At 38.6% G+C, this 12,283-nt stretch carries 8 protein-coding genes and 1 pseudogene; 7 read left to right on the forward strand and 2 right to left on the reverse strand.

The genetic code is table 11. The features are described from left to right. The first annotated feature begins 423 nt into the window (after positions 1-423). Positions 424-585 carry a hypothetical protein gene (locus PLH43_RS10850; protein WP_324362986.1) on the forward strand — a complete coding sequence of 54 codons (162 nt, stop codon included), beginning with the start codon at positions 424-426 and terminating at the stop codon, positions 583-585. A 48-nt stretch (positions 586-633) separates the two neighbouring features. Here PLH43_RS10850 and PLH43_RS10855 read toward each other — a convergent pair whose 3' ends face one another. After that, a complete protein-coding gene (locus PLH43_RS10855; RefSeq protein WP_324362987.1) occupies positions 634-834 on the reverse strand; it encodes a helix-turn-helix domain-containing protein in 201 nt (66 codons plus the stop codon). Between the two features lie 490 nt (positions 835-1,324). On the opposite strand from PLH43_RS10855, the pseudogene PLH43_RS10860 reads away from it, so the two are divergent. The 6 genes and pseudogenes from PLH43_RS10860 to PLH43_RS10885 form a co-directional block, all read left to right on the forward strand. Continuing rightward, a pseudogene (locus tag PLH43_RS10860) lies at positions 1,325-1,495 on the forward strand (RNA-guided endonuclease TnpB family protein); the annotation flags it as partial. Between the two features lie 16 nt (positions 1,496-1,511). After that, positions 1,512-2,726, forward strand: a complete 1,215-nt coding sequence (locus PLH43_RS10865) for a PLP-dependent aminotransferase family protein (RefSeq protein ID WP_349255149.1) — start codon at positions 1,512-1,514, stop codon at positions 2,724-2,726. A 111-nt stretch (positions 2,727-2,837) separates the two neighbouring features. After that, positions 2,838-3,200: a BlaI/MecI/CopY family transcriptional regulator gene (locus PLH43_RS10870; protein ID WP_324362989.1), complete on the forward strand. Its 363-nt coding sequence runs from the start codon at positions 2,838-2,840 to the stop codon at positions 3,198-3,200. A gap of 2 nt (positions 3,201-3,202) precedes the next feature. After that, positions 3,203-5,410, forward strand: coding sequence for a M56 family metallopeptidase (locus tag PLH43_RS10875; protein WP_324362991.1), 2,208 nt, complete (start codon positions 3,203-3,205; stop codon positions 5,408-5,410). A gap of 389 nt (positions 5,411-5,799) precedes the next feature. Next, positions 5,800-7,548 (forward strand): ABC transporter ATP-binding protein, encoded by a 1,749-nt coding sequence (locus tag PLH43_RS10880; RefSeq protein WP_324362993.1) that lies wholly within the window; start codon positions 5,800-5,802, stop codon positions 7,546-7,548. Then, positions 7,535-9,430, forward strand: coding sequence for an ABC transporter ATP-binding protein (locus PLH43_RS10885; RefSeq protein WP_324362994.1), 1,896 nt, complete (start codon positions 7,535-7,537; stop codon positions 9,428-9,430). Before PLH43_RS10880 ends, PLH43_RS10885 begins: the two co-directional genes overlap by 14 nt. A gap of 48 nt (positions 9,431-9,478) precedes the next feature. Here the strand turns inward: PLH43_RS10885 and PLH43_RS10890 are convergent, their stop codons facing one another. Next, positions 9,479-12,214 carry a CotH kinase family protein gene (locus PLH43_RS10890; protein ID WP_324362997.1) on the reverse strand — a complete coding sequence of 912 codons (2,736 nt, stop codon included), beginning with the start codon at positions 12,212-12,214 and terminating at the stop codon, positions 9,479-9,481. Between the last annotated feature and the right edge of the window lie 69 nt (positions 12,215-12,283).

Raw genomic sequence — 12,283 nt, forward strand, 5'->3', positions numbered from 1 at the left:
TTAAAACAGGGTTCTGTAAGATTTTGTAAGGCAATTAAACTTGCAATTTAAAATTAAAAATATAAAAGTAAAAACCAGTTTACACTTAAGTTATATTGTGATAACATTTGGTAAATAACTTTTGAAGTGAGGTGTAGTAATGATGAATGTTCAATTTGCAGATAGGATGAATAATGTCAAACAACAAAGAATTAAATTTGAACTATTAGCAAAACACAAAATAAATAAAAGATGTCCGCCAATGTCCGTTTCAAAAGTGTTATAATGATAGTGTGAAAGGCTGTCAACAAATTAATACTCCCCTAACTTACCTCCAGATTGGAGGTATTTTTTTTATTTGTTTGTATTATTTGTTTGTGTTATAATGGAGTTAATGCAAGAAAAATGAAAAATGAATTATTTTTAGAAGAGGGGGAGATAAGCATGAAGGATGAAAAGGATAAAAAGATTAAATTTATAGAGTTTGCTTTGAAGACTGAATTACCTGAAAAAGAATTTTCAACAGAAGAAACATCGCTTAAAATAATTTCAAGTGCTGCAATAAAACGAAAATTTAGGGATTACGTTATGATGAAGTGTAATTAATTGAGCCTTTGGGCTCTTTTTTATTGGCGAAAGCTATGAGCGAAAAACTCATAGCTTTCTAGCGAGAACGTCTTCTTTGAAGAAAAGACGGTCACGTGGTATTACTCTGACTGGTATTAATTTTTTACGTTTTACTAAGTCATCAATATTTTGCCTGGAGCAGCCGAGGATCTCAGCTGCTTCCTTAGATGTTATTATGTTGTCAGCAATGAAAGCAATAAGTTCTTCTTTACTGTTGAAGTTGTACATATTACACCTTCTTTCTTTCTATAACAATATTTAGTATTAAAGCAACAGCAAGCAAAACGAATTTGATGTAATCTAGTACTGAAGGATTAACAAAGTCACCGTCTAATATTTGGAGCAATACAAGTGCTATTAGAATGATAGTAGTTAAATTTTTATTCATATAGTCGGGTGAATGTGATATAATATTTTTAGGGAGGGGAGTTATTTCCTCCCCTCTTCCTTGGACTTTGGTTTTTCCTTCTTGGTTAGTTCCTGTATCAGTTTGGCGGCTGTGAGGACTAACACTAGGATTTGAACCAAGTCCTTAATTTTTTCAATCACCCTCATCACCTCCTTTCTAGTTATATTATAGCATAACTACTAGGAGGTTGTCAAGTAGATTTGCATAAAAATTTCTATAAAATCAAGTAATTGAATATAAAATTTGTCGAAAGTTCGCAGGAGGATATTCCCCTTCTGCGGAGAATTTAGGGATGGAAAGGGGGATATATATAATAAAGCAAGAAGAATTCACAGGGGGTTGTTTAAAAGCAATGAAGGTAGGTTAATAAATGCTGATTTAAACGGTAGTTTGCAAATAATGAAAAAAGTATTTCCCAAAGCATTTGCAGAGGGAATAGAGGATGTTGGGTTACATCCAGTTAGAGTAAATGTAGTTTAATTAAATTAAAGTTATATTGACTAACAAACAATTTTTATTAAAGTTTTTAACATTATGTATTAACTTTAATAAAATTGATAACCTTCACAAATCTTTTATCAGAGAGATTCTTAAAGTAACTGTCAATCCGGAAGTAATATCCTTTGCAGGCGGCCTTCCCAATCCAGCCTCATTTCCGGTTGAAGCAGTCGAGAAAGCCACCCAAAAGGTTTTAAATGATGATGGCAGCAGCGTACTTCAATATAGCACTACAGAGGGATATTTGCCCCTTAGACAATATATTGCCGAAAGATATTTGAAGAAAAAAGGCATAATTATTGACCCAGATGAAATATTAATCACTAACGGTTCTCAACAAGGACTTGATTTGATCGGAAAGGTCCTTTTAAATAAAAATGACGATATTATTTTGGAGGAGCCTGGGTATTTGGGTGCCATTCAAGCCCTTTCAATTTTTGAACCTAAAATTCATACTGTTCCGTTGCGCGATGATGGAATTGACATAAATTTGCTAGAAGAAGTTTTAAAGAAGTATAATCCCAAGCTGTTCTATGCTGTTCCTAATTTTCAAAATCCCTCGGGAATTACATACACAGCTCAAAATAGAGAGAGCGTAGCCAACGTATTGAAAAATACCGGTACGATTTTTGTTGAAGATGACCCATATGGAGAGCTAAGATTTATGGGGGAAGATGTGCCGTCAATGAAGACTTATCTGGGCGATAATGTCATTCTCTTGGGTTCATTTTCAAAAATCATAGCACCGGGAATGCGCCTTGGATGGATATGCGCAAAACGTGAAATAATGGAGAAACTGATAATTGCAAAGCAAGCTTCGGATTTACACACAAATTATTTTTCTCAAAGGGTTGTCTATCAGTATTTGGTTGACAACGATATTGACAGCCATATCAAAAAGATTACGGAATTGTACATGGAGCAGAGAAATTGCATGGTTTCAATGATTGAAAAATATTTTCCCAAAGATGTTAAAAGCACCAAGCCGGAAGGTGGAATGTTTTTATGGGCAACTTTGCCTGAAGGATTTTCCTCATTGGAATTATTTGAAATAGCATCAAAGAAGAATGTTGCCTTTGTTCCCGGTGACCCGTTCTATATTAATAAAAAAGGAACAAATACAATGAGATTAAATTACACAAACTCTACCGAAGAAAAGATAGAAGAGGGAATAAAACGATTGTCGGAAGCTATAAAACAGCTTATAAAGTAAAATGTATAAAAAATCATTAAAATTTCTGTTTCTTATGTTCTTGACACTTTGGTCTATTTAATATAGACTAATAATATAAAGTCTATATTAAATAGACCAAGGAGGATTGGCATGAAGGAATATAAACTTGCAGAAAGTGAAAAAAAGTTTGCGGAATTAATTTGGCAGAACGAGCCCATTGGTTCCGGGGAGCTTGTGAAGCTGTGTGAAAAAGAAATGAATTGGAAGAAGTCCACAACATACACAGTACTCAAAAAGCTATGCGAAAAGGGCATTTTTCAAAACAAAGATGCTGTGGTTACATCTCTTATTACAAAGGATGAATATTACGCCAAGCAAAGTGTGCATTTTGTTGAAGATATCTTCGGAGGCTCCTTGCCGAAGTTTCTGACAGCCTTTGTCAGCGGTAAAAAGATTAGCAAACAACAGGCTGAAGAGCTGAAAAGGCTGATTGACGAGCACAAGGAGGAGTAACAATGAGTGAATTGTTTCTCGCCGTTTTAATGATGAGCCTTACGGCAAGCTACGTAATCCTTTGTGTGATGCTTGTGAGACTATTACTTAAAAAAGCCCCGAAGGTTATATCCTATGCCTTATGGGCTGTGGTCGCTTTTCGGCTCGTAGTTCCGTTTTCCGTTGAAAGTGTGTTTAGTATATTACCGTCGAGAACGAATATAATGCCAGTTCGTAATGAAGTAATCTATTACAAAAGTCCTCAGATTGACATCAGGCAAAATGCGCCGGATTTAGCATCAGATTCATTTGTAAACGAACGGACTTCTGTAAACGAGCAGCCTTCGGATAAGTCCCATATCGTTTCCGATGTTAAAAAAAGCATAAATCTAATGGAAAATTATTTGGATATAGGCACATACATATGGCTTTTGGGAATAATGGCATTGCTAGTCTACAATTTGGCATCGTTTTTAAAGGTAAAAAGACAGCTTAAAAATGCGCAGCTAATAAATGACAATATCTATGAAGCAAAGAATTTGAAAACACCTTTTGTGATAGGAGTAATAAAACCCAAAATATATTTGCCTGTCGGACTTAACGACACCGAAAGAAGCTATATTTTGATACATGAAAAAACCCATATCAATAGAAAAGACCACATAATAAAAATATTGGCTTTTTTAATCTTAGCCGTGCATTGGTTCAATCCCTTGGTGTGGATTGCGTTTGTGCTAATGAGTACGGACATGGAATTATCCTGTGACGAAAAAGTATTGAAAGAAATGGGGGAAAATATTAAAAAGCCCTATGCCAATTCATTATTGTCTCTTGCAACCGAAAGGCACATCTTAAATGGCAGTGCCCTGGCTTTCGGCGAGGGAAATGTGAAGGGAAGGATTAAAAATGTGTTAAGCTACAAGAAATTTCCCCTTTGGATAATTGTCACATCGGTGATAATTGTAATTGCAGTAGGAGTCGCACTGGCTACAAACCCTAAGCCGGAAGAATATACTCCACCTGCAAAAAATGAAGATAGCCTGGAAAAAACTCCTTCGGGTAGTTCAAACGTACAAATTGAATTTTTCTCCGACAATATGGGTTTTAAGTCGGCAGGAAAGTTTGTGACAGACAATTCGAAAATATTTGCGATTATCGACTCAACGATTAAAAACAGTCAAACGCCTGTAAAGGAATCCGATTTGGAAAATAATTATACTAACCGTTATGCCCTAAAACTGTCTGATGACACAGGCGAGTACAGCTGTGACCTTTACTACGATACACTGTACAACAAAGCCTATATTGCAAAAGACGGAGGGCTTTTTGAAGCAAGTACGGATTTTGCCCGTTATATTGATTCATTTTTGGAGAATAGAAACATTAACATTTATATAGATAACGCCGATGCTGTGGAACTGTTCCAAAAATATGGATGGACCCTTGACTATCAGATTAACGCAATGGAAAACAAGCTCAACGACATAAGGACATTGTCCGGTTTTAATCCAAATGCATATTATTTTGCTTACAACAATGAGCTTTCAAAGGATATTGGCCTTGACATGAGCGAGTATTCAAACGATCCGAACATTGATGTTGAAATATACAGGATTCATGAAAGTATGCCGGAGGAGTTTTATCCGATACAGAATTGCAGGGGTATTGTCGTAAAGAGCAGGGGCAAGATAATCGGCGCATTTATAAGCGCAGGAAGACACAGTACTTTTGACGCCTGCAGCCTTAAAGGAAACAGCTTTGAAAAGGTGACAGGGAAAACATTTAATGAATGGCTAATTAGCAAGGTACGGCCTGACGAGGCTGAAGCAAGCCTTAGCAAATTTACACCGGAGCAAGTTATTGAAGAATATTTCAAGGCTTTGAACAAGAAAAATGCTGAAGCGGCAAAGCATTGTGTCTCAAAAGAATACTTATTTAGTTATTTGACATCAAACATGGAAAACAGTGAATTGTTTAATGAAGGCTTGCCATTGCCTTTGACGGGTAGCGGTATTTACGGCAAATCAACCTTCGATAATTTTAAATCTGCAAAGCTATTGGAGGTTGAACTTATTGACGAGCCCGATGAAAACAGTAAAATTTTTAGGGTGACGGTGGAACTTCAATACAAAAAAGACGAAATAATAGGAAGCGGGAAGCAGCATTGGGATTGCCTCATGGTTTACGAAACTCCACAGACAGGATGGAAAATAAAAAGCTTTGGACATTAAACTTGAGAAGTACATTTTGAAAGCGCAAATTATTATAAAAGGAAAATTGACATATCAAATTCGACTTTATACCCTTGATGTGTGTCATAGGTTAACATATCGGGGGTTTATTTTTGTATAATTGCCATTTGACAATACGAATTGAGTTTGATAATATATTCTAATCATGTTTGACTGTCTTTATATATGGGTCATAATAGTAACGATATATATTTAGTCACCAATTGGAGAAGTCGGCAAAAGATTTAAAAGTATAATTCGACAGAAAAAAGAATTGCTTGGAAAAACTTATTAAATAATTGCTATAAATGCAAAAAAACGAGTAGTGTTTGTCATGCAGATTCAATTGATGAACAATACTCATTTTTTAATGGAGGGATAGATGTAATATGATTAAAGATTTGGCACGAAGTATTCGCGAATACAAAAAAGTGTCAATAATTACTCCAATACTGATAAGCTTGGAGGTAGTAATTGAGTGTATAATTCCGTTTATTACTGCTACCTTGGTTAACAAAATTAAAGATGGATGTGATTTGAAGACAATCATTAATTACGGTATTGTCTTAATTGTCATGGCTTTTTTGTCGTTAATGTTCGGTGCGATTGCAGGCTCAACTGCCGCCACTGCGTCTTGCGGGTTTGCAAAGAATTTGAGAAAGGATATGTTTTATAGCATTCAAAATTATTCTTTTGAAAATATCGATAAGTTTATGACCTCGTCGCTGATTACCCGTATGACCACCGACGTTACCAATGTGCAGCATGCGTATATGATGCTCATTCGAATAGCGGTTCGTGCTCCTTTGATGCTGGTTTTTGCATTTGTCATGGCTTTCGTAATGGGGGGACGCATGGCTTGGATTTTCCTGGTTGTTGTACCGATTCTGGCAACCGGACTTATCATTATAATTTACAAAGCATTGCCTCTCTTTAGAAAAGTATTCAAAAAATATGACGCACTAAACAGCTCCATTCAGGAAAATATCAAAGGTATGCGCGTCGTAAAATCCTTTGTTCGTGAAGATTATGAGGAAAAGAAATTTGAGGCAGCAGCAGAAGATGTATGCGCAGACTTTACAAGGGCGGAGCGTATTTTGGCTTTTAACGGGCCCTTAATGCAGTTTTGCATGTATGTAGTTATGATTTTCGTTTTGTCCTTTGGTTCCTATACCATTATTACCAGCCGGGGATTGGATTTTGATATCGGGCAGTTTTCCGCAATATTGACATACAACTTTATGATTTTAAGCAGTCTTATGATGCTTTCCATGGTGTTTGTTATGATTACCATGGCTAGTGAATCTGCGAAGCGTATCGTTGAAGTAATTAATGAGAAGAGTACATTAACAAATCCGGAGAATCCCATTTACACAGTAAGTGACGGCTCCATTTCTTTTGAAAATGTAAGTTTCAAATATTCCGAAAAGGCAGAGAGAATGGCGCTGGCCAATATAAACTTGCAAATAAAATCGGGAGAAACCATTGGAATTATTGGTGGTACCGGCTCTTCAAAGACATCCCTTGTTCAGTTGATTCCCCGCCTCTACGATGCAACCGAAGGGGTTGTGAAAGTAGGGGGAGTGGATGTAAGAAACTACGATTTGGAAACCCTGCGTAATGAAGTTGCCGTTGTGCTTCAGAAGAATGTTTTATTCTCCGGAACCATCAAGGAAAATCTTCGTTGGGGAAATAAAGATGCTACGGATGAAGAGTTGATAGAGGCATGCAAACTTGCTTGTGCTCATGAATTCATAAGTCAATTTCCAAAAGGATATGACACCTATATTGAACAGGGCGGAACCAATGTGTCCGGCGGACAGAGGCAAAGACTTTGTATTGCAAGGGCATTGCTTAAAAAGCCTAAAGTATTGATTTTAGACGATTCCACCAGTGCGGTGGATACCAAGACCGATGCCAAAATTCGCAAGGCTCTTAAGGAGTATATGCCGAAGACAACCAAGATAATTATTGCCCAGAGAACGGCTTCGGTTGAAGATGCGGACAGAATTATAGTATTGGACGGGGGAACCGTGAACGGAATCGGAACCCACGAGCAATTGCTGGCTGAGAATACAATTTACAGGGAAATATATTTCTCCCAGAACAAGGCAGGTGTGCAAAGTGAAATCAAATAAGAAGAGTAAAAAATCTATTATCGCTCGTTTGTTCAAAAATATACTTGAGTTTTATCCGGTGATGTTTCCGGTTGCTGTTGTATGCATATTGTTCAATGCAACTATCAGCTCCATTCCGGCAATATTTATGCAAAACGTGATTGCTATTGTGGAGGATAGCTGGAGAGACGGGAACTGGAATTTGGTTGGGGGAAAAATATTGTCCTTTGTGGGTATATTGGTAACCCTTTATGTGCTGTCACTCCTTAGCGGTATTGCATATAATCAGCTGATGGCAATTATCACTCAAGGGACTTTGAAAAAATTCCGTGTGAAAATGTTTGCCAAGATGCAGACTCTCCCGATTAAATATGTGGATACTCACAATCATGGTGACATCATGAGCGTTTATACCAACGATATTGATACTTTGAGGCAAATGATTTCCCAGAGCTTTCCGCAGCTTCTGTTGTCCGGTATTACAGTTTTCACCGTGTTTTCTATCATGCTCTACTTTTGTTTGTGGCTTACGATTGTAGTATTGCTGGGTGTAATCGTAATGTTCTTTGTCACAAAAAGAGTGGGTGGAGGCTCCGCCAAATACTTCATAAGACAGCAGAAGGCTCTTGGACGGATGGAAGGCTTTGTAGAAGAAATGATGAACGGACAAAAAGTAATCAAGGTATTCTGCCATGAAGAGGAAAGTAAGGCGGATTTTGACATAATCAACGAAGCTTTATTTGATGATGCGAGAAAAGCCAATCGTTATGCCAATATTTTGGCTCCGATTTTAAATAATATCGGTAATGTACTATATGTTTTTGTTGCCATTGCCGGCGGCGTTTTATTGGTTACCAATGCACCAAATGTAAGTATTTCCGGGCTTGCCATGGGAATTAGTATTGTTGTTCCATTCCTTAACATGACAAAGCAGTTCGTGGGTAATATAAACCAGGTGTCCCAGCAGATAAATGCCGTTGTTATGGGACTTGCCGGTGCACAGCGAATTTATGAGTTGGTTGATGAAGAGCCTGAACACGACAATGGATATGTTACCTTGGTAAATGCCCGCGAGGAAAACGGTCAGTTGATTGAATGTGAGGAGAGAACGGGAATTTGGGCTTGGAAGCATCCCCACAGCAGTGACGGTTCCGTAACATATACCAAATTAACCGGTGATGTGAGATTGCATGAGGTGGATTTCGAATATGAAGAGGGAAAACCGGTTTTACATGATATTAGCCTCTATGCAAAGCCGGGACAAAAAGTGGCGTTTGTGGGAGCAACCGGTGCAGGAAAGACTACAATTACAAACCTGCTTAATCGTTTTTATGATATTGCCGACGGTAAAATCCGTTATGACGGTATCAATATAAACAAAATCAAAAAGTCGGACCTTCGCCGTGCTATTGGTGTAGTACTTCAGGACACCAACCTCTTTACCGGCACTGTAATGGATAACATCCGTTACGGTAAACTGGATGCCACCGATGAAGAATGTATAGAAGCTGCAAAACTTGCGGGAGCCGATGGCTTTATCCGCCGTTTGCCTGACGGATATCAGACAATGCTTACCGAAAACGGGGCAAATCTGTCCCAGGGACAGAGACAGTTGATTTCCATTGCCAGGGTGGCAGTTGCCAACCCTCCGGTTATGATTTTGGATGAAGCGACATCCTCCATTGATACAAGAACCGAAGCCATTGTTCAGAGAGGTATGGATGCTTTGATGGAGGGAAGAACAGTATTTGTAATTGCCCACCGCCTGTCCACCGTTAAAAACGCTGATGTTATTATCGTGTTGGATCACGGACGTATCATTGAACGGGGCAATCATGAAGAGCTGATAGCACAAAAAGGACAGTATTATCAGCTGTACACCGGTGCGTTTGAATTGGAATAAACCAAAAAAGAAGGGGCGTGCAACACTCCCCTTCCTTTTTTAACATAGCTATTTGTACGAATTGGCTGTGGCGTTAAAATGCTTTACAATAATCATAACTTCTTCCATGTTAATTGCGCTGTCTTTGTTAAAGTCGATATCCGCTTTGTATTCCGGACTTGCCGAAGTGGTGTTGAATACCGTTGCTATTTGCATAATGTCTTTCATATTTATAACGCCGTCCGACCTGCCGTCCACCTCAATATCTCCGGCCCACAAAATCAATGGCGACTCTTTTTTAGATAAAGCCATATCGTTTGTAACGGCATCAATCTTTACTTCCCTGTAAAGATAATTGGTTTTGCTTATTCTAAACACATATCCCGTATCGCTTTCGGGAACGGATAATTCGAAATATCCGTTTTCATCGGTAAATGTCGATGCATTGAGGCCTAAAACCTCCACTTTGAAGTTTGAATTAATATCAGGAGCTTTTGAGGATAAATCCGGTTTTACATAACCTGAAATTTTACAGTCTGTACTTTCGGCTTTTTTAAATATTGCCTTTAAGCTTATATCTTTTGTTGGCGTTAATACCAAGGTATCCGATGTTTCATCTATTCCTTCCCAACGGTCAAAGACGTATCCATCTTCAGGGACAGCCTTGATTGTAAGAGGAACACCTTTGAAATACTGACCTGTCCACTCTTGTGGATTGTCCACTCCGCGGGTTGTGGATTTAAGGTCAATGGAGTTAATCCGTATAAAGCCTTCTGAAGTATCTGCTTCAAGTTTAACCGAATAAGTATCTGTAACGCCAAATCTTCTGAATTTGCTGATTATATGCTGGGTTACATATCTCGGACGTTTATTTGCAAAAGTTTTCATTAGCTCTACCTCGCTGTTCCAATCTGAAAGGGCTTGCCAGCGGGCGTTGTGCTCAGGTATGGAGGATGCTATGGCACTGCTCATTTCATCTATTGTATCGACAACTAATGAGGGTTTGAGGCAGGTATTGAGGTAATCGGCCATTCTATTGATAAACGCATTCCTAAATTCCGAATTCTCCAGCAATTTTTTAAAGAGGAACACTGCCCACTCGTTTTGGGCGTTTTCCGAGGCATGAGCCAATGTATCATGTCTAATGCCGTTGGTGCCCATAAACGGTCCGGCAAAACCGAAATCCGTATCTTTTATTATCCATCTCCATCTTCCGTCTTGTCCGTAAGGTGCCTCCGGGTGGTATTGACCGTCCACGGTCTTGTATTTCCACATAGAAACGTTGTTTTGCGGCCAGTCGCTATTGGCAAAGTAAATGTTTGCAACATAGTAATCAATAAAATTGTCCACATCCATTTTGGTCTTTATGTATTCATAATTTTCTTTTTGGGTAATATCGTTCGACTTAAGGAAGTTGACAATTTCGTTGTTATATGCTTTTACGTCCTCATCTGTTCCTTCGTTTGCGACAACATCACCCAAGTAAGTAACTTCAAGTAATGCCACTTTGTCCTTGTCCAGATTGTAATGGGATGCAAAATATATGTTGTCGTACCGTTCACGGATGTTGTGTATTCCCCAGTATTCTCCGTTAATAAATACTACAGATGGCCTGTATGCTTGGGTGTCGAGATTTAAATGAGACACAAGATTGTGCATCAGTCCGTCTCTAAACATGCTGTTTGACCAGTCGTTACCGGAATTTCGCAAAATAAGGCGTTTAAAATCGGTTATACTCTTGCCGGTAACTTTGCTTTTTAGCCCAGGGAATATATTATAGCTTATTTTTTCTTTATAATCGTAGCCTCTGTCTGCGTACAACCGAAGGCTTTTTTGACCAAATCCCTTTGAGCCTCCTCCATGAAGCCTTACACCGCAATAATGCGAAAAACCGAGAGTTCCGTCATTTTCGAAAAATTCTATATGAGCAGGTCTTTCCCAATCAGAACCGGTTTTATTGCTGTTTACGTAAATTCCGGTTTGCTTGTCGAAAAAGTTTGCCTCATCCGTTACAATTGATATGACAGGAAGGCTGTATCTTGTCATCATATCGGAATCTACAAAATAGGAGTGGGTCACAATCCGGCTGGTTTTACCGTCCGACCTTACAGCAACAGCTTTTATTACAGTACCCTTGAATACTTCTCCCAAAGGAGGATTCCAATAATAATCTCCGGTGTTAATCATGGATAATACATTGGGTTCGCCGGCTCTGCTTTTTACTTTTATTTTTCCGGAATATTCAAAAGTGCGGGAATCTCCGGGGTTTGGATCGGAACCGTCAAGAGTATAATATATTTTGGTGTCTTTTTGGCTGACAGAGAGTTCCAATTCAAATTCTTCGGTGTAAAAACCGGCTTGGTGTGAAAAAACAGGCTCAAGAACGTTTGACTGGGAATTGTTGTTGCTTGCGTTGGGGGTGGCTTCAGAAAAGATTGAAAATTCGCTTCCACCGTCCGGATTTCTGCCGTAGGATTCATCATCATCCAATTTTCCATATGACATGGAATCGATAATGTCGTCGGAGGGTGATTTCAATACTATTTTTTCTCCGTCAGAGCTTAGTTTGAAGTTTGTATGGAGCTGACCGTCACTTGTTACTTTATCCTTGTCTGAAGCCCAGATTAGAAGATAACCTTTTGGAGGAATGATTCCTTGAGGGAAGACCCATGTTGCACCGTCATCCGAAATGCTGTAGCCTGTCAGATCTACAGGTTCATCCGAAGCATTATAGAGCTCAATCCAGTCGGAATAGGCTCCTCCCGATGCCCCGTGTTTAGGGTCGTCAAGGTCTCCGTCACGGATGGTTTTTTTATTTGATGATTATCCCACAAAAAGTATCGGTTCTAAATAAAATTTCTTAAACCTATTGTC

It is taken from the genome of Acetivibrio sp. (assembly GCF_035371925.1).
In the GTDB taxonomy this organism is placed as follows: Bacteria; Bacillota; Clostridia; order Acetivibrionales; family Acetivibrionaceae; genus Hungateiclostridium.

Bases quoted from the DNA above. Each gene is read 5' to 3' on its own strand.
- PLH43_RS10855 (WP_324362987.1), bottom strand. From the start codon at position 834: ATGTACAACTTCAACAGTAAAGAAGAACTTATTGCTTTCATTGCTGAC.
- PLH43_RS10880 (WP_324362993.1), top strand. From the start codon at position 5,800: ATGATTAAAGATTTGGCACGAAGTATTCGCGAATACAAAAAAGTGTCA.
- PLH43_RS10850 (WP_324362986.1), top strand. From the start codon at position 424: ATGAAGGATGAAAAGGATAAAAAGATTAAATTTATAGAGTTTGCTTTG.
- PLH43_RS10870 (WP_324362989.1), top strand. From the start codon at position 2,838: ATGAAGGAATATAAACTTGCAGAAAGTGAAAAAAAGTTTGCGGAATTA.
- PLH43_RS10875 (WP_324362991.1), top strand. From the start codon at position 3,203: ATGAGTGAATTGTTTCTCGCCGTTTTAATGATGAGCCTTACGGCAAGC.